Origin of the sequence: Anaerococcus hydrogenalis DSM 7454, assembly GCF_000173355.1 — a bacterium.
Taxonomy (GTDB): Bacteria; Bacillota; Clostridia; order Tissierellales; family Peptoniphilaceae; genus Anaerococcus; species Anaerococcus hydrogenalis.
Window position 1 is genome coordinate 1 of sequence record NZ_ABXA01000030.1, and the last position, 18,805, is coordinate 18,805.

The 18,805-nt window shown below is 28.3% G+C and carries 17 protein-coding genes, 1 tRNA gene, 1 other RNA gene and 2 pseudogenes; 6 read left to right on the plus strand and 15 right to left on the minus strand.

Going from position 1 to position 18,805, the window contains the following annotated elements; translation table 11 throughout:
• A pseudogene (locus ANHYDRO_RS04825) lies at positions 1–367 on the plus strand (thymidine kinase); the annotation flags it as partial.
• A 316-nt stretch (positions 368–683) separates the two neighbouring features.
• Here ANHYDRO_RS04825 and ANHYDRO_RS04830 read toward each other — a convergent pair.
• The 4 genes from ANHYDRO_RS04830 to ANHYDRO_RS04845 form a co-directional block, all read right to left on the minus strand.
• Positions 684–1,865, minus strand: a complete 1,182-nt coding sequence (locus ANHYDRO_RS04830) for an acetyl-CoA C-acetyltransferase (RefSeq protein WP_004814210.1) — start codon at positions 1,863–1,865, stop codon at positions 684–686.
• A gap of 208 nt (positions 1,866–2,073) precedes the next feature.
• A complete protein-coding gene (gene brnQ, locus ANHYDRO_RS04835; protein ID WP_004814211.1) occupies positions 2,074–3,378 on the minus strand; it encodes a branched-chain amino acid transport system II carrier protein in 1,305 nt (434 codons plus the stop codon).
• A gap of 262 nt (positions 3,379–3,640) precedes the next feature.
• A complete protein-coding gene (map, locus tag ANHYDRO_RS04840; RefSeq protein ID WP_004814213.1) occupies positions 3,641–4,441 on the minus strand; it encodes a type I methionyl aminopeptidase in 801 nt (266 codons plus the stop codon).
• Between the two features lie 15 nt (positions 4,442–4,456).
• Positions 4,457–5,254, minus strand: a complete 798-nt coding sequence (locus tag ANHYDRO_RS04845) for a nitroreductase family protein (RefSeq protein ID WP_004814215.1) — start codon at positions 5,252–5,254, stop codon at positions 4,457–4,459.
• A gap of 107 nt (positions 5,255–5,361) precedes the next feature.
• Between ANHYDRO_RS04845 and ANHYDRO_RS04850 the strand changes: the two genes are divergently transcribed.
• Entirely contained in the window at positions 5,362–7,164 is a 1,803-nt protein-coding gene (locus ANHYDRO_RS04850; protein WP_004814217.1) for an ATP-dependent helicase, read from the plus strand.
• A 17-nt stretch (positions 7,165–7,181) separates the two neighbouring features.
• Here the strand turns inward: ANHYDRO_RS04850 and ANHYDRO_RS11455 are convergent, their stop codons facing one another.
• The 6 genes from ANHYDRO_RS11455 to dnaX form a co-directional block, all read right to left on the minus strand.
• Positions 7,182–7,442 (minus strand): hypothetical protein, encoded by a 261-nt coding sequence (locus ANHYDRO_RS11455; RefSeq protein ID WP_392389391.1) that lies wholly within the window; start codon positions 7,440–7,442, stop codon positions 7,182–7,184.
• Positions 7,348–8,325: a GTPase gene (locus ANHYDRO_RS04855; protein ID WP_004814221.1), complete on the minus strand. Its 978-nt coding sequence runs from the start codon at positions 8,323–8,325 to the stop codon at positions 7,348–7,350. Before ANHYDRO_RS04855 ends, ANHYDRO_RS11455 begins: the two co-directional genes overlap by 95 nt.
• Positions 8,322–9,746: a [FeFe] hydrogenase H-cluster radical SAM maturase HydG gene (gene hydG / locus ANHYDRO_RS04860; RefSeq protein ID WP_004814224.1), complete on the minus strand. Its 1,425-nt coding sequence runs from the start codon at positions 9,744–9,746 to the stop codon at positions 8,322–8,324. Before hydG ends, ANHYDRO_RS04855 begins: the two co-directional genes overlap by 4 nt.
• A 184-nt stretch (positions 9,747–9,930) precedes the next feature.
• Positions 9,931–10,530 carry a recombination mediator RecR gene (gene recR / locus ANHYDRO_RS04865; protein WP_004814225.1) on the minus strand — a complete coding sequence of 200 codons (600 nt, stop codon included), beginning with the start codon at positions 10,528–10,530 and terminating at the stop codon, positions 9,931–9,933.
• Positions 10,530–10,865, minus strand: a complete 336-nt coding sequence (locus ANHYDRO_RS04870; RefSeq protein ID WP_004814227.1) for a YbaB/EbfC family nucleoid-associated protein — start codon at positions 10,863–10,865, stop codon at positions 10,530–10,532. The genes recR and ANHYDRO_RS04870 overlap by 1 nt, the downstream gene beginning before the upstream one ends.
• Positions 10,866–10,876: 11 nt before the next feature.
• On the minus strand, positions 10,877–12,619 hold the full coding sequence (gene dnaX / locus ANHYDRO_RS04875) for a DNA polymerase III subunit gamma/tau (RefSeq protein ID WP_039914121.1): 1,743 nt from the start codon (positions 12,617–12,619) through the stop codon (positions 10,877–10,879).
• A 106-nt stretch (positions 12,620–12,725) separates the two neighbouring features.
• Here dnaX and ANHYDRO_RS04880 point away from each other — a divergent pair.
• The 3 genes from ANHYDRO_RS04880 to cbpB all read left to right on the plus strand — a co-directional run bounded on the left by ANHYDRO_RS04880 (position 12,726) and on the right by cbpB (position 13,622).
• A tRNA-Ser gene (locus ANHYDRO_RS04880) sits at positions 12,726–12,816 on the plus strand.
• Positions 12,816–13,082, plus strand: an RNA gene (gene ffs / locus ANHYDRO_RS09660) — signal recognition particle sRNA large type. Before ANHYDRO_RS04880 ends, ffs begins: the two co-directional genes overlap by 1 nt.
• A gap of 72 nt (positions 13,083–13,154) precedes the next feature.
• The gene (gene cbpB / locus ANHYDRO_RS04885) at positions 13,155–13,622 is read left to right on the plus strand and encodes a cyclic-di-AMP-binding protein CbpB (protein ID WP_004814232.1); all 468 of its coding nucleotides are present in this window, start codon (positions 13,155–13,157) and stop codon (positions 13,620–13,622) included.
• Between the two features lie 19 nt (positions 13,623–13,641).
• Here the strand turns inward: cbpB and ANHYDRO_RS04890 are convergent, their stop codons facing one another.
• Complete coding sequence (locus ANHYDRO_RS04890) at positions 13,642–14,832, minus strand: alpha-amylase family protein (RefSeq protein ID WP_244261647.1); 1,191 nt, start codon at positions 14,830–14,832, stop codon at positions 13,642–13,644.
• The gene (locus tag ANHYDRO_RS10635; protein ID WP_004814235.1) at positions 14,829–15,281 is read right to left on the minus strand and encodes a GlgB N-terminal domain-containing protein; all 453 of its coding nucleotides are present in this window, start codon (positions 15,279–15,281) and stop codon (positions 14,829–14,831) included. Before ANHYDRO_RS10635 ends, ANHYDRO_RS04890 begins: the two co-directional genes overlap by 4 nt.
• 158 nt (positions 15,282–15,439) lie before the next feature.
• Here ANHYDRO_RS10635 and ANHYDRO_RS04895 point away from each other — a divergent pair, with 158 nt between their 5' ends.
• Complete coding sequence (locus ANHYDRO_RS04895) at positions 15,440–16,285, plus strand: AraC family transcriptional regulator (RefSeq protein WP_039914118.1); 846 nt, start codon at positions 15,440–15,442, stop codon at positions 16,283–16,285.
• A gap of 48 nt (positions 16,286–16,333) precedes the next feature.
• Here ANHYDRO_RS04895 and ANHYDRO_RS04900 read toward each other — a convergent pair whose 3' ends face one another.
• From ANHYDRO_RS04900 to ANHYDRO_RS09665, 3 genes and pseudogenes are all read right to left on the minus strand, one after another.
• Positions 16,334–16,963 (minus strand): transporter associated domain-containing protein, encoded by a 630-nt coding sequence (locus ANHYDRO_RS04900; protein ID WP_004814241.1) that lies wholly within the window; start codon positions 16,961–16,963, stop codon positions 16,334–16,336.
• Positions 16,964–16,977: 14 nt separating this feature from the next.
• Positions 16,978–18,246: a putative glycoside hydrolase gene (locus ANHYDRO_RS04905; protein WP_004814243.1), complete on the minus strand. Its 1,269-nt coding sequence runs from the start codon at positions 18,244–18,246 to the stop codon at positions 16,978–16,980.
• A gap of 63 nt (positions 18,247–18,309) precedes the next feature.
• Positions 18,310–18,788: pseudogene (locus ANHYDRO_RS09665) on the minus strand (EF-Tu C-terminal domain-related protein); the annotation flags it as partial.
• Between the last annotated feature and the right edge of the window lie 17 nt (positions 18,789–18,805).

Consider the following 18,805-nt stretch of genomic DNA (forward strand, 5'->3'; position numbering starts at 1 on the left):
TTGATGCAATAGGAATAGATGAGGTACAATTTTTCCCTGACGATCCATCAGAAATTGTTAATTATTTTATTAAGCTTATGAATTCTCATATAACAATTGTAGTATCTGGACTTGATATGGATTATAAGGCAAGGCCTTTTGAAATAGTAAAAGAACTTATGCCAATTGCTGATGAATTAATAAAACACCATGCAATCTGTGCTTCTTGTGGAGAAGATGCCTGGGTTTCATTTAGAAAATCTTATAATGAAGATAGGATAGAAATTGGAGCTCAAGACTCCTACCAACCCTTATGTAGGTCATGCTACAATAGAAAAATGAAAGAACGTGAAAAACAAAAAATCAAATATCAATAGATCAAATTTAACTACTCATTTTGAGTAGTTTTAGATTGTTGAAAAGTATACAAATCCTCATGCTAAGAATATCATACGAAAAAATTGATTTGATTTCAAATTTGAAAATTCGTAAAAATCACACTGTTCGAGCGTCAACGAGTTTGCGATTTTAGAATTTTTAATTTAGAAATCAACAATTTTTGGATTTAGATATTCGTGCTTGAGGGTATGTCTACGCTCTGTAACTACTCTTTTTGAGTAGTTTTATTTTTTTAAAGTTTTATATTTACAAACAAAAAAGGTTGCTATTTAATCTATAGCAACCTATTTTTATATATAAAATTATTATCTTTCAACTACTAGAGCTGTTCCCATTCCTCCACCTATACAAAGTGTTGCAAGACCTTTTTTAGAATCTCTTTTTTGCATTTCGAATAAAAGTGTAGTAAGAATTCTTGCTCCTGATCCTCCTATTGGGTGACCTATAGCAATTGCACCACCATTTACATTTGTTTTTTCTGGATCAAATCCCATTTCATTTCTTACAGCATATGATTGAGCTGCGAAAGCTTCATTTGATTCAACTAAATCAAGATCTTCAACTTTCCATCCAGCTTTTTCAAGAGCTTTTTTACTTGATGGGATTGGGCCTGTTCCCATAACTTTAGGATCAACACCTGCAGAAGCGTAGCTTACGATTGTAGCAAGTGGTTTAACGCCTAATTCTTTAGCTTTTTCTTCACTCATAACTACAAGACAAGCTGCTCCATCATTAATTCCTGATGCGTTAGCTGCAGTAACTGTACCGTCTTTTATAAATGCTGGTCTTAATTTAGAAATTCCTTCTTGTGTTACACCGTCTCTAATATATTCATCATCTTCAACAACTGTAACATTTCCTTTTCTATCTTTAATTTCTACTGGAGCGATTTCATCTTTAAATCTTCCTTCAGCACGAGCCTTGCTTGCTCTTTGTTGACTTACTGCTGCAAGATCATCTTGCATTTCTCTTGTAATTCCATATTTTTCAGCTACATTTTCAGCTGTAACTCCCATATGGTAATCATTGTAAACATCCCAAAGACCATCTGTGATCATTTCGTCTACAAGTTTTTTATTTCCCATTCTAGCTCCCCATCTAGCTTCGTTTAATAAGAATGGAGCGTTAGACATGCTTTCTGCACCACCTGCAAGAACTACATCAACATCGCCTGCTAAAATCATTTGAGCTGCTAATGAAACAGTTCTAAGACCTGATCCACAAACTTTATTGATTGTCATTGCTGGAGTTGTTTCTGGGATTCCAGCACCAAGTGAAATTTGTCTAGCAACGTTTTGTCCAAGTCCTGCTTGTAAAACGCAACCTAAAACAGTTTCATCAATATCTTCAGGTTTAATTCCTGCTCTTTCTATAGCTGCCTTAGCTGCAACTATTCCTAAATCTGCTGCACTTTGAGATTTTAAAGCACCACCAAAACTTCCAACTGGAGTTCTAGCTGCACTTGCAATTACTACTTTTCTTGTCATAATTTCCCCTTTCAATTTATATCTGATAATTTGTTATCTTAACTTACAATATAATTATAACATGTAGTTAAAAATTTATCAAACATTTTTTCTAGATTTTTTTGAAATCCTTTTTACGTTTTCCCTTTAATAAAAATATACAGGATAATATAAAATTTGCAAAAGTTTTTATAAAAAAAACACCCAAATTTGGATGTTAAATTTTATATTATTTTTTAAGTTTTAAATAAATACTTGTTAGAATTATTGTTAGTATAACTGGAAAAACCCATGGGAAATCTACTATATTTAAAGATATTACTTTAATAATATTTTTTAATATCAATTCAATCTCCATAGAAAATGATAGGCTGATATTAAACATATCGGACAAAATATCAATTAAACTTACTAGGGCATCCATAAAGGAAACTAGACTTACTACCAAAAAAGAATTTTTTATAAGTCTTTTATTTATTCTATCTTTTCCAATAAGGTTAAATATTACAAGCATTATAGCTAAGGGATATACAAATTGTAAAAAAGGTCCTGTAAGTCTTACTATTGATTCTACTCCAAGAACTGACAATAATAAGGAAACTATTGCTATAGTAAAAGAAACAAGTTTGTAATCAAATCTATTATTTGAAAATTCTACAAATATTTTAGATATTGATGAAATCAATCCTATAGATGTGGTAAAACACGCCATTATAATAGCTACTAATAAGACAAATTTTCCCTTACTTCCTAAAATTTCTTCTGAAATAAAATTTAATAAAATAACTCTAGAATCAGTGTCTATACTCTTGGACGCACTAGCTCCCAAAAAAGTTAAAGAAATATATACAAAGGCAAGTCCTATTACTGCAATTAATGATGCTTGTATAGTTTTTATTAGTAACTTATTCTTATAGCCTTTTTTTATTACACTTTCTACAATTATTGGGGTAAATGCTAGGGCTGCCAAGGCGTCCATTGTATTATATCCTTCAAGCATTGAGTCCGAAAATATTTTACTCAAATTCAAATCTATCCTATTTATTTGACCTATAGGATTAATTATTCCTACAATAATCATAATTAATAATGACAATAACAAAAGCGGGGTAAGAAATTTACCAATAAAATCTACCACAGAATTTTTGGCTAGGGCTAAAAATAGTGAAAGGCTAAAAAATATTAAGGTAAAAACAAAAATATTTATGTTAAAACCTGCTGATTCTACCATTTCAAAACTTGTTGCAGCAGTTCTAGGTATTGCTCCAAGAGGTCCTATACATAAGGCTATAATTAAAATTATAGTTTTTGATAATTTACTGCCTGCTAATGATGTAAAGCTAAAAATATTTCCATGGCTTTTTGCCATACTTACTACTGCCAGTAGGGTCAAACCTACTCCAACTATTGTAAAAGCTATTGACGCCAATAGCCATTTATCTCCATATATATATCCTAACATTGGTGGGAAAATTAAATTTCCTGCTCCAAAAAACATTGCAAATAATGCAAATCCTATTACTAAAATATCCATATTTCCTCCTACTTAATACACGCTTTATATTTTACCATTTTTTTGATTACTTATTAAGTCTTTTTTTTAATTTTTTTCAATTTTTTTTATATTTTTCTTAAATTTTAGGAGTTTATAAAAATATTTTACATAGAATAAAAAGAATTCGCTTGTTAATTTATGTATATTTATTTGAAATTATAGAATATTTTAATAATTCACTATTAAAATAGCCGTTTTATAGAATAATTTTTAATATATAAAAAAATAGGAGATTTCTCTCCTATTTGTATTCTTCTATAAATTTTTTATCATCTTCTGTTAAAGAAAAATTGTTTTGGTCAGTTATTATTTCTGCCCCATCTTTTCTTATTACAAGTTGGTGTTCAAATTGTGAACAAACAGATCCATCTCTTGTTCTTGCCGTCCATCCATTTGCATCCATTTTTGATTTCCAATCTCCTACTGCAATCATAGGTTCGATTGTAAATACCATATTTTCTTCTATTCTTGGACCAAATCCTTTTTTTCCATAGTGTGGGACTTGCGGATCTTCGTGCATTTCTTTGCCTATTCCATGTCCAATAAAATCTCTTATAACTGAAAAACCATTCTCACCTTCAACATATTCTTGGATTGCATGACCTATATCACCAATTCTGTTTCCTGGTTTTGCAGCTTCTATTCCCTTGTAAAGAGCCTTTAAATTTACATCAACTAATTTTTCATTTTCTTCACTTAATTTTCCAATTTTATATGTCCAGCAGGAATCTGCAAGTCCTCCCTTGTAATCAATTACATTATCAATTGATACCACATCTCCTTCTTTTAGGACATAATCTGAAGGAAAGCCGTGACATATCTCATCATTTACAGAAATACAAAGGGTATAAGGAAAGCCTTGATAACCTAATTGGGCTGGTCTTGCCTTTTTGTGTTTGATAAATTTATTTGCAAATTCGTCAAGAAATTTAGTTGTTATTCCAGGTCTTATTATTTCTCTTATTGCAAGATGGGTTTGGCAAAGAATTTCTGAAGCCCCATACATCTTTTCTATATCTTTTTGTGTGTAAAGTCTTATCATTAAAATTCCTTCTGTCTATAGTTCTTTTTGAGCAATAAATTTGAATTTTGATCCATATGCTTTTGGATCAACTTTCCATTGTGAATTAATAGATAACTCTTTTGTTAATTGATCAAAGTAATACATAACTATTCCAGCATCTACAAAATTTGCTTCGTCTTTGTAGTCTTCTAGGTATAAGTTAACTAAATTATCTTTTAGGACAAATCTCCATGGTTGTGAATTGTATGATGATGGTGCAAATCTTAAATATGAGAATAAATCATCAAGTCCTCTTTGAGAAAGCTCATCAACACTTGCCTTATGATCAAGATTATCTATAAATACAAATTCATTTATACCTTTTCTATCATCAAACCTATGTTCTCTTACTTCTTCATTTACAGCTTGGCCTATGGCAAGAATAGACATAATTTTACCTTGTGAGTTAGTAAATGCTGATTTTAATATATCATCACTTACTCCACTTACTGTTATATAGCAAGATCTTAGTCCTAGTTCATGGATTTTTGTAATTAATTCTTCAAGACCATATGATCCTTTTACCAAAGCAGATTCATTATTATTTGTTATATCAAGTCCAATATATAAAGGAGCCTTTATCATTACACCCTTATATCCAGCATTTCCTTTTAATTTAAAATATACTTCTTCACCCTTTTTATTTACTTGATAGTGAAGGTCTTTTTCACCAAATTTATTTTCAAGTTCACTTATAATTTGGTAAATGTTTTTGATTTTTTCATCGTCTACATCTTGATCTTTAAAATCTCTTGTAGAAGTTCTTGTTTTTAAAAAATTTGTAGTTAACATAATTCCTCCCGTTTTTAATATTATACCTTAACTAGAAAGTTAATAAATATTTTTATTAATAATCTATAAAGTTAACTAGGCTCATACTTATATGATAAAATATAAATATGAAATTTACAAGCAAACAATTACAAGCAGCAAATCACAAGGATGGTCCTCTCTTAGTTTTGGCAATTCCTGGAAGCGGGAAAACAACAGTGCTTTTGGAAAGAATTAGGATTTTATCTAAAGAAATTGACCAGAGAAAAATTTTAAATTTAACATTTTCCAGAATCCAAGCTGAGGATATGAAAAAAAGATTTGCCAACGATAAGACAAATTTTATGACTATCCATGCTTTTTGTTATTTAATAATAAGAAATTTCCTAAAAAAATATAATAGGGAATTAAATTTAATAGAAGATGAAAAAATTTATAATAAATATAATCTGGTTAGTGAGATTTATAATGATTTAAATAAAAAGAAAATTTCTAAGGAAGATTTGAACTTATTTTTTCAAAAAATATCTTTTATGAAAAACTCTCTTTTAGATACTTCCTACTTAGACAAGGTAGAAATTTCAAAAATAAAAGAAATTTATCAAACTTATGAGAGGATAAAAAAAGAAAAACACCTGCTAGACTTTGATGATATGCAAGTTTACGCCTTAAAATTATTAGATGATAAGTCTTTATTAAGGTCCATAAAAAACAAATATAAGTATTTCCAACTTGATGAGGGCCAAGACACTTCCCTCTTACAATTTAAAATTTTAGAAAAAATTGTATATCCAGAAAATAATCTTTTAGTAGTTGCTGATGATGACCAATCTATATATTCTTTTAGGGCAGCAGATCCAAAGTATCTTCTAAATTTCAAAAAAATTTATAAGGATGCGAAAATAATTAGCCTTGATACCAACCATAGGTCTGGGAAAAAAATCATTTCTTTGGCAAGTTCTTTTATAAATCAAAACAAAAATAGGTACAAAAAAACCTATAAGCTAAGTAGGGACTTTGATGATAAAATAGAAATAAAAGAGTTTAAGAATTTTACCAAGCAATATGACTATATAATTGAAAATTTAGATAATAAAAAAACTGGTATTTTATTTAGAAATAATATTTCAGCCATTTCCTTAAGTTCTTATTTATTAGATAAGAACATTGATTTTTCTATAAATTCAAATATTTTAGATTTTTTTGAATCGAAGATTTTTACCGATATGGTTAATATAATTAATTTCTCTGAAAATTTTGATAATGTAGAGATTTTTTCAGATATTTACTATAAGATTTCTACCTATCTTTCTAAAGATGATATAGAATCTTTATCCCATAAGGCAATAAATGAAAATATTTTTGATTTTTATGAAAATAGTGATATCGAAGATTACAAAAAAGATGCACTTTTTAATATCGAGAAAAAATTAAAACATATTAGAAATCTAAAGATTGAAAAGAAAATTTCTTTCATATACAAAAGTCTATCTTATGATTCTTACATAAATATGAAAAGCAGAAAATATATGGAAGAAACTGTAAATAAGGATGTTTATATAGAAAGTCTCTCATATTTTGCTAAATCATGCGAATCTTTAGGTGAACTTTATGACAAAATAAATATTTTAGAAAAAAAATCAAAGTCTTTGGTAAAGACTAATCTATCCTTAAGCACAATCCATTCATCAAAAGGCTTGGAGTACGACAAGGTCTTTATAATTGATCTAATAAAAAATGAATTTCCCTTGATTATGGATGAAGAAAATTATTTTGAAAGACTTGAAGAAGAAAGAAGAATTTTCTATGTGGGACTTACAAGAGCAAGAGATGACCTACATATTTTAACCTTAAAAAATAGAAATAACAAAAAAGTCTATCCTTCAAAGTTTTACACTACAAGTTTGGATATATTAAAAAATAAGCCCTGAGCATTAGCTCAAGGCTTTTATATAGAAATTTTATCTAAGATTCCATTTAGATAGGCTATAACAATTCCATAATTTGTCATTGGAATATTTTTTTCTTTAGCTTGTTTGATTCTTTCCATCACATATTTTTTATTAAACATACAAGCCCCGCATTGAATTATGAGGTCATATTTTCCAATATTTTCAAAATCTTCTCCCCTTTGAAAGTCGATTTCTATATCCTTGTATCTTTTTTTCAAAAGTTTTGGAATTTTTACTGTTCCTATATCTTCTGAAATTGGTGGATGAGAACAAGCTTCTGCAATTAAGATTTTTTTTTGCCCCTTGGTCAAGTTTTTTTACTGATTCTATATAATAATTTATATCAGCCTTAAAGGCTGAAAATAAAACAGAAAATGAAGTAAGCCTTATATCCTTATCCAAAATATTATAAACTTCTTTAAAATATTGAGAATCTGTTATAACAAGGTCTGGTTTTTTATTAAATGAATTTAGGGTGTTTTCTAAATTTTTAAGATTTGTAGAAACTGCACTGGCATTTTTATCTATAATTTCTCTAATAGTCATAACTTGAGGTTTGATAAGCCTATATTTGGGAGCCTCGGCATCTTGAGGAATAACTAATAAAACCAAGTCATTTTCTTTTACAAGAGATTTTGTTATAGAATTATCCTCAATTTTATAAGTGGATTTAATCTTATCAAAAAATTTCTCCCTGTCATGATTATTTTTTATATTTATAGCTAGTGGAGAAAAATCTTTAAATTTTTCTAGCAAATCATTTCCAATTTCTAAATCCTGCTTACTAGCTATAAAAATTATCTTCTTATATTTTTCCTTTAAGGCATAAATTTCTTCAATTTTATCGTCTATTGATAGAAAATAAAGCAAAATATCAGATTTTTCTACTGCTTTTTTTGTTTTTTCTATTCTTTTTTCATATAAATTTGTATTATCATCAAATCCTGCTGTATCAAAAAATAAAACCGGACCAAAATCATGAATTTCCATGGATTTTTTTATAGGATCTGTTGTAGTTCCCTTTTGACTTGAAACAATAGAAACATCTTGATCACTTATAAAATTTAAAAATGAAGATTTTCCAGAATTAGTCTTACCCAATAAGGCAAGGCTAAGTCTTTCTGAATTATATGCTATCATACGTGAATATCTCTTTTTCCATCCCTAATTTCATCTAGCCATTTTTTTGTATTGGCACTAAGGTCTGGATTTTGAATTTTTTCTATTTCCCTATTTATTAAAGCCCTACCATCTTTTCTAGTTTTTTCGCTTGCATAGTCTGTCAAATATTCATCCAAGGTAAGAATGGCATTTGGTTGGCACATATTTCCAATACCATGATCTTTTACAATTTTCATAAAATCTTTTCCAACCCTACCTTCTCTGTAACAAGCTGTACAAAATGATGGTAGATAATTCATATTTAATAACCAATCAACAACTTCATCCAAGGTTCTATTATCGGCAAGTTCAAATTGGTTAGATCCTTCAACATCTCCAATATCTTCTGAATAACCACCAACTGTAGTTTTTGAACCTCCAGAAATTTGGCTGATACCAAGATCCAAAACTTTTTCCCTAACTTTTTTAGATTCTCTTGTAGAAATTATCATTCCTGTATAAGGAACTGCAAGTCTTAGACATGCTACAATTTTTTCAAACATTTCATCACTTAATGAATTGTCAAATTCATTAGGGTCTATATCATCTGCCGGTTGAACTCTTGGAACAGAAATCGTATGTGGTCCACAATTAAATCTAGCTTCCAAATGTTCAGCATGCATTAAAAGACCAACAAATTCATACTCATAAGATTGAAGACCAAACAAAACTCCACAACCTACATCATTAATTCCAGCACTCATTGCCCTATCCATAGATTCTGTATGATAATTATAATCGTGTTTTGGACCTGTTGGATGAAGCAATTCATAATTTTTCTTATTATAGGTTTCTTGGAATAAAATATATGTACCAATTTCTGCGTCCAATAATTTTTTATAATTTTCTTCAGTTGTTGCTGCTATATTTACATTAACCCTTCTTATAGATCCATTTTTGTGTTTAATAGAATAAATTGTTTTGATTGATTCTAGTACATATTCAATAGGATTATTTACAGGGTCTTCCCCAGTTTCAAGAGCAAGTCTTTTATGTCCTAAATCTTGAAGGGCTATTACTTCTTTTCTTATTTCATCCTGACTTAATTTTCTTCTTGGAATTGTTTTATTTTTTGCATGATATGGACAATATAAGCAACCATTTACACAGTAATTTGATAAATATAAGGGTGCAAACAAAACTATCCTATTTCCATAAAATTTTTCCTTTAATTTTTTTGCCAAAGAAAAAATTTCATCATTTAAATCTTCTTCTTGACAAGAAAGCAAAACAAAGGCATCTCTGTGACTAAGTCCTTGTGCTTTTTTTGCCTCTTCTAATATTTCTTTAATTAATCTCCTGTCATTTTTATGCTCTCTACCATAATCTAATGATTCAAGAATTTCTTCATGATTGATAAATTCTTCTGCATTTTTTGACTTTACATCATATTTTGCCATTTTTTCTCCTTTAAGATTTAAAAACCACCCTATAAGGATGGTTTTGTTAAGTTTTATATTCAGCTTTAAATTTTTCCACTAAATTCTAAAAGTTTTTTAAAAATTTATTATATAAATTTTCATTAAAAATTTACTTTTAATTCTTTTTTATTATATCAAAAATATCTTAATTTTTCTAATATAATTAAATTTCTCTTCTATCTTCTAAGGCTCTTTCTAAAGTAAGTTGGTCAAAATATTCTAAATTTGAACCGACTGGTATTCCTGAGGCAATTTTTGATACCTTGACATTTTTATTTTCTAACAAATGTGCCAAAAATAAAGATGTAGTTTCACCTTCAATTGTTGATGAAATTGCCAAGATCACTTCATTAATGTTTTCCTTATCAATTCTATCCAATAATTTATCAATTGATAAGTCTTCAGCCTTTACATTATCAGAAGGTGAAATTAGTCCTCCTAGAATATGGTATTTGCCATGGAAAACTGAAGATTTTTCTATTGCATATAAGTTTCTTACATCTTCTATTACACAAATTATATTCTCTTGCCTTGAAACATCCTTGCATATTCCACAAATTTCATCTTCTGTTAAATTTCCACAAATTTTACAAGGATGGATTTTTGATTTGACTTCCATTAAAGCCTTAGAAAACTCTTCAACACTTTCATCATCCTTACCAACTATACTCATAGCAAGCCTTTCTGCACTTTTTTTTCCTATAGTAGGTAATTTTTGAAATTGTTCTATTAATTTAATTAAACTTTCAGGATACAAAGCCATTACATTAATCCAGGAATATTAATATTTCCTGTTAATTTTCCCATTTCTTTTTGTGTATATTGGTCAGCTTTTTTCAAAGCATCATTTACAGCTGCAACAACAAGGTCTTCTAACATTTCTGTATCTTCTGGATCAACTACATCTTCATCTATTTTAATTTTAATAACTTCTTTTTTTCCATTAACTACAGCTTCTATTACTCCACCACCCGCTGTTGAAGAAAATTCTTTTTCTTCAATTTCTTGTTGAGCCTTAGCCATATCTTCTTGCATTTTTTTCACTTTTTTCATCATATTATTCATATTTCCGCCGCCTGGAAATCCGCCTCTTGCCATTTCTTTCTCCTTTATTCTTCTATTATTAAATCACTATTAAAAACTTTTGTAAGTTTTTCTATCACATCGTCACTAGAATCTTTTTTTGATCCTCTTATATTATTATTAGTGTTAGATTTTTTTTTGTCAATACTTGAAACTTTAACATCAAAATCTTTGCCTAACAAGGATTTTAATATTTCTTTCATTTTTGCTCTTGTTTCATCTAAAAATTGGTAGTAAATATTATTTCTGTAATAAATTGTAAAACTATCACCTATAATATCATAATTAAAACCTTCATCCTTAATTTGGGCCCTTAAAATTGGAGAAGATGAATTTAAAAGTTCACTTATAAAAATTTCTTCTTCATTTGTATCCATTCTATAAGAATTATTTGAACTTTCATTTGGATTCTTATCTTCTATATCTTCTTCTACATTTTCTACTACTTTTATGGATGCCTGTTCTTCTGGAAGAGTTTTTTGGTCTAACTCTTGTCTTTTTGGGACTTCTTTTTCGACAGGTTTTTGTTCATAAGTATCTTGTTTTTCAAAATCTCTCTTACTATTTTCTAAAAATTTATCTAGATTTATGTTTTTAAATTTTTGATCTACTAATTTATTTATTATATCAAGCTGATCATTAGCTTGATTTCTTTCGAGTTTTTCAATTCTTGATAAAATATTTTTCTCATCTTTTAGATTGATAAGCCTTAATATGGCCATTTCCATAAGTAAGGATGAATTTTCTGATACTTTCATTCTATTTGAATAATCATTTAAAATCTCCAAATAAGAAACTATTTTTTCTGATGGAATTTGTTCTGTTTTTTCTTTTATCAAATCTATATAGTCAAGATTATCTACATATTTTTCATTTAAACTTGTCTTATAGACCATAATGTCTCTTAAATATCCTACCAAGCCATCCAAAATATCCCTATCATCTTTTCCATTTTCTTTTAGTTTAAAAAGAATTTCTAAAGAATCTTTTTGGTTGTAAGAAATTATATTATCAACTAATTTGTCCAAAGAATAAAAATCTACTACACCCAAAATATTTTCCACATCTTGGAGTAAAAAATTATCCTTATCAATCGATAAAACCTGGTCTAAAATTGATAGGGCATCTCTCATTGCACCCTTTGCTTTTTTTACAATCAGATCTTTAGCCTCATATTCCATTGAAATATTCCTATCATTTAAGATAATATCGATTTGTTTAATAATATCATCTCTTCCAATTTTATTAAATTCAAATTTTTGTACTCTTGATAAAATTGTTTTTGGAATTTTTTCAATTTCTGTTGTGGCCAAAATAAAAACCAAATGACTAGGTGGTTCTTCCATAATTTTTAGTAAGGCATTAAAAGCCTCTCTGGTAATCATGTGAGCCTCGTCTATGATATAAACTTTGTATTTTAAATTATTTGGAGGATAGACTACAGTTTCCTTCAAATTTCTAATATCATCTATTCTTCTATTACTAGCAGCATCCATTTCAACTACATCCATGGTGGATTCATCTTCAATTGACTTACAATTTTCGCATATTCCACATGGTGATGAATCTATTGGATTAAGGCAATTTATTGCCTTAGCAAATATTTTTGCACAAGTTGTTTTTCCACATCCTCTTTCTCCCGCAAATAAATATGCGTGAGAAATTTGACCTGACTTAACTTGGTTTTTTAAAACATTTACAACCCTTTCTTGACCTAAAACGTCAGAAAATTTTTGTGGTCGGTATTCTCTATATAAAGCTTTTGCCATAATCATTCCTTTCCTTAAAGATTATACCATAGTGAAAATTTTTTTATAATTTAAAAATTTATTTGAAATTAAAAAAAATTAAAGTATAGTTTTTATCTGTAAGCATGGAGAGCTGTCCGAGCGGCTTAAGGAGCACGATTGGAAATCGTGTATACATTGATAGTGTATCAAGGGTTCAAATCCCTTGCTCTCCGCCATGCACTAGATGGGGAGTTAGCGGTGCCCTGTAACCTGCAATCCGCTATAGCAGGATTGAATTCCCAAGTTAGGATTTTAAAAATTATAGACTGCCTCAAATAAGCGGTGTTGATTGATGGGTCTTACGCAATAGAAAACTATGAACCATGTCAGGACGGGAACGTAGCAGCATTAAGTAGATCTTTTTATGTGCCGTAAGGTCACCTATCATGAGCTGGCTGTTTGAGTAACGTATAAATTTTATTATACAAGCTTGGGTGTGCTTACATAATATACTCTATAATGCCTTTTGTTTTTTACAAAAGGCTATTTTTTTAAAAATAATTAAGGATAAAAAATGATTGGAGAAAAATTAAAAAATTTATTTAATCAACCTACTGCTAATATAATAACTCCAGCAAGTGATGTTGCTGTCGTAAGAGAAAATGATACCCTCTTACATGCCATTTTAGTCCTGTCAAATCGAGGATACCAAACTATTCCAGTTCTTGATGAAAATGATAGGGTTCGTGGCCTAATTTCCATTTCAAAAATTGTTATTTCATCAGAAGATGTCACTTTTTTTAATGAACAAATACTTACCCAAACCAAGGTAAAAGAAGTAATGGATCAAATAGTTCCAATTTTATTTGATGATTCTGACCTTGAAGACATATTAAGACTTATTGTAAATAATAATTTTATATGTATTACACATAGAAACGGATATTTTGTTGGAATTATTACAAGAAAAACAATTTTGGAAAGATTTACAAATATTGCCCATAATATTGAAAGTGAATATAAGTTAATTAAAAAGCTATAAAAGATTTATCTTTTATAGCTTATTTTATCCTAAAAATTCCAGATCCAAAGGCTGGGATTTTTATTTTATCATCTTCTTTATATTTTCCCTCAAAACTTGTTAATATCTTTTCAAACTTAAAATCTAAATCAATTTTATAATCCAAATCTGTAAGATTTATTAGGACTAAATATTTTTCTTTTTTATACTCTCTTATGAAGGCATAAAGAGAATATCCTTCAATTTCAAGAATTTTTGTTTGTGTATCTTTTTTATATAAATTTTTATGATCTTGATAAAATTTAGATAGGCCTTTATAAAATTCATTAAAATCTTTTTCTTCTTTATTAATCTTATTAAAATCAACCTTCCTATTTATATCAAAACTTTTAAGAGAACCTATCTCATCTTCCATAAAAATCATTTTTTGGGAAGATAGGCTGTATAAAAGCAAAAATAAAGTTTTTAATTGTTGGTATTTTTTATTATCAGAGTACATCTTCATACATAGACTTGCACCTTCAGATAAGCTATCTGAAAAATCAAAACCTAAGATATATTCATCATATTTTCCCCTAATTATATTTTCAACTATATTAGAATAATTATCTCTTTGATAAGGGTATTTTTGCATAATTTTTATAAGACTTGAAAAAGTTCTGTCGTAAATATATGAAAATCCTAAATCTTCATCAAACTCATTTTTCCATATATAATAAAAAGAGCCTATAGAAATTTTTCCCAGACTTTTTATATAAAAATTAATCTCCTTTAATAAAGCTAACCAATATTCATTATTTCCCCTAGACTTATCTCCTTGCCAAAAGACCATATTTTCTAAATTTGCAAATTTTATTCCATCTATATTATATTCATCTATCCAATAGGATATAAGTGAAAAAATAAAAGATTTTACTATATCTTTTTTGGGGTCCATATTTACTGAACCTTGGTAATTGTATAGGATATCATCATAATCATAGTTATACATATTTGACCCATCAAATTTAATGAGTCCCTTATTAAAAGGATCAAATTCCCCTATATCAAAATCTAATATTATCCCTATATTATTTTTGTGGCACAAATCTATAAAGGATTTAAAATTATCAATTGATGTAAAATTTTCATTTAAGGCATAAAATGATGATGGAGAAAAACCTAATGAACCTTCAATCCTATTAGAAAAAATAGGCATAAAATTAAGGTGGGTAAAGTTATTATTCTTCAAATATTGGATAAAAGTATCCATCTTTTTTTATTTTCAAAAATTTCCCTATCCAAATTCTCAAAATTAACTTGGTATATATTTATATTATTATTTTCCCTAATTTTATAAGAAAATTTAAAAGCTTCATCGAAAACTACTGAAGATTGATTTTCTAAATCACATAATTTTGCAAAAAGATCTAATTTATAAGACTTATTTCCATCATTATCTTCTATAACAAATAAATATTTATCAAACTTATTTACTTTTTTTATTGTTTTTGAAAATACACCAGTTGAATATTTTCTTAATTTTTCTTCTTTCCAACCATTAAAGTCTCCAATTACATAAACATTTCTAGCATTTGGGGCATAACTTCTAAAAATATAAGAATTATTTGTTTTTTTATGGTTTCCAAAAAATTTATATGCGTCTTTCGCCCTACCTTCAATAAATGACCTTGTATCCATAACTTTTCCTTTCTATATATTTAAATTAAATATTAACAATATTTATTTCTTAAATATATTATATCACAATTTCTACTTTCTCAATTTGACAAAATTTACCTTGTAGTTAAAATGGTTTTTCTGTATAATATATGTATAAACGAAAAGGAACGATAATTATGGACATTTTAGATAAAAACGAAAACGATAACACAAGTATGCAAAGTATCTATTTGAAGGTACTATATGCCAAAAAAAATTACTCATCTAATAAAATAAATTCTAGGATTCATTTTCATCCCTTTACTGAATTTTATTATATTTTAGATGGTAATGGTAAATTTTCAATTGAAGATAAGGTAATAGATGCTAGCAAGGATGATTTTTTTATAATTAATTCCAATGTTGGTCATAGTATTTATTCTAAGGAAGATGATAATTTAAATTATATTTCTTTCGGTGTAGATAGTATTTTTGTAAAAACAGTCAATAATGATGAGGAATTTGACGAAGATAAGTACATATATAAAAATATAGATGAAAATACCGATAAATTTATAAATTTTTTCAAAGAGATTAATGTAGAATTTAATTCTAACGATATCTATTCTAAATCTATGGCAAATGCAAAGGCTAGTGAATTTGTTATTCAACTTCTTAGAAAATATAAAGATGAATTTTTAATTACTAACGATATAAAAATAAACAAGCAAATAGATTATATTAAAAATTTCATTGACAATAATTACGCTGAAGACATAAAACTTGAAAACTTATCAAAGATGGCTTATATGAATAAATTTCACCTAATTTCTGAATTTAAGCAATCATATAGAGTTACTCCTATAGAGTATTTAATTTTAAAAAGAATAGAAATTACTAAAAACTTATTAATATCTACCAACCATTCAATGGAGGAAATTTCATCTATTGTTGGCTTTAATTCCCAATCATACTTTAACCAAGTTTTCAAGAAAAAAGTAGGACTTACCCCATCTCAATTTAGAAAAAACCATAGAATTTAATAAATTTAAAAAAACATTAGCCAAACTAAAGCTAATGTTTTTTTTACTTTATTTTAATTCTTCAATTCTAATTCTTTGAATAACCCCATCTTTCATACTTATAACTTTAAACTTATAAGTACCATAGATAAGCCTAGTATTTTCCTTAATTTCATCAATTCCTTCAATTTTTGCAATTTCATATACCAATCCACCCAGTGTATTTGACATATCTTGAGGAATATTTAGCTTATATTCATCTTTAATTTTTTTAACAGGAACTGATGCTGAATAGGTATTATCTATCTTTGCCATCAAATTTTCATCTTTCACAACAAATTTTATTATTGCAAAAATTAGACCAATTGATATTGCACCAATTAATATATCTACCAAATCTACTGAATATAAAAGCATTTTCCTAGCTATTACAAATAAAATTAAGGTAAGAATTGCTTCGTGAGACTTTGTTAAAATCATTTCAATAAGCTCAATACCAACAACAATTAAAAGAGCATGTTTTAAAAACTCATTTAAAAATTCATAATTTTGTTTTAAATCTGTTGTTCTCATTATAGTCAATGCATACCTGACTAAATTGGGAACAGATAAGAGCAAGGAAAATAATATAATCACACAAATTATTATTTCTATAGCCCTTATACCTAAATCTATCTTATCTTTTATTTTTTTTCCCATAAAATCCTACTTTACTAGTAATTTACACCTCTAGTGTAATCTCCGCTTGCATTCCACAATAAAAATTCTTTTTGTCCTGAATCATATATTGCTTTTATTTGATCTTCAACGGCCTCTTTATCATATTCCATATAATTTCCAGCCCCAATCCAGGAAGCAGTAAAATCTTGAATCCAAGGTCTTGATTGAGGTTTATGCTCTATTTCTGAAAAGACCTCTTGTTCTTCTTTTAAATATCTCTTTACTAGCTCATAAGGTTCAAGGTCAGGTTTTTCTATATCAAAAGAATTAAGTCCCCAGTGGGAAGGATAAATCATTGAACTCATAACATCAGCTTGGTTAGACATTTCTTTAAAATCTTGTCCAATACCATCAGCTCTTCCAACTTGCATAGAATATCCAAAAACATCAATTCCACAAGGAGTATCATAAGCTTGAAGCATCTCCCTTGCCTCTTTTACAAAACTTGTAATAGCATCAATTCTTTTGTCACCTTCATCCATTTTTGATTTTTCCCATCTTCCCTTTGGATAATCAAGTTTTCCATGGAAAGTCTCAAAACCTTCTGCAAATCTAATATAATCAAATTGAATTTCATCAAAACCTGCATTAGCTGCAAGTTCTGCAATCTGAAGGTCATAATTTCTAACTTCATCCATAAAAGGATTCATAAAGGCTTCTCCATGGCCATTTTTCCATAAAGAACCATCATCTAATTTAAATCCCCAATCAGGATGTTTTTCAGTAATTACAGAATCTTTAAATGTTGTAATTCTACCAATTACATAAATTCCTTTTTTGTGCATTTTATTTATAAAATCTTCTGCATCTAAGATTTCATGTGTTGCGTATTTAATATCCTTATTATTTGTATCAAATTTACAAGTAATATTGCCCCAATCATCCTTAACATCCAATACTACTGCGTTAAGTTTTGTCTCATCAAGCAAATTCATAATTTTTTTAAAAGCTTTTGGATTTGCTGCCGTATAAGCATTAAGATAAATTCCTTTAACACCTTCTTCTGGGTAGTATTTTGATTTTTTTTCATTTAAAGACTTAAGCCTAGATGTATCATAATCCATATTATAATCATCAGGTGTAACTCCAACTGTATAAGGCTCACCCAAAGGCTTTTTTTCTTTTTTACTATTTTTACTATAAATAATTTTTTCTGTTGAAGAAAAATCTTTTTCGCTTGTTTCTTTATCTTTATTTAAAGAACAAGAAGTAAATATAATTGTTAAGATTAAAAAACAAAAACATAACTTTTTATTTTTCATGTAGACTCCTAGCTCAAATAAATAAAAAAAAGAGCAAGTCTCAAAGACCCGCCCTATCTTTTATTATTGAATTACTTTAGAAACAACTCCTGAAGCAACTTGTTCTTCCACCTTCTCTTACTGCGAATCTTAATCCTTCTTCAAGAGCGTATTGGTTTTTTGTAGTTTGATTATGAATTTTGCGTTGTCTCCTGGCATTACCATTTCTGTTCCTTCTTCTAATTGGATGTCACCTGTTACATCTGTTGTTCTGAAGAAGAATTGTGGTCTATAGCCTGAGAAGAATGGTGTATGACGTCCACCTTCTTCTTTTGTTAGTACGTATACTTGTCCTTCAAATTCTGTGTGTGGGTGTACTGAACCTGGTTCTGCTATTACTTGTCCTCTTTGGATTTCGTTCTTTGTACTCCTCTTAATAGTAACGCACAGTTATCTCCTGATTCTGTTGTTTCAAGTGATTTGTGGAACATTTCTATTCCTGTTACTACTACTTCTCTTGTTTTGTCTGTTAGTCCAACTATTTCTACTGTAGATCCAAGTTTAGTGTTCCTCTTCTACT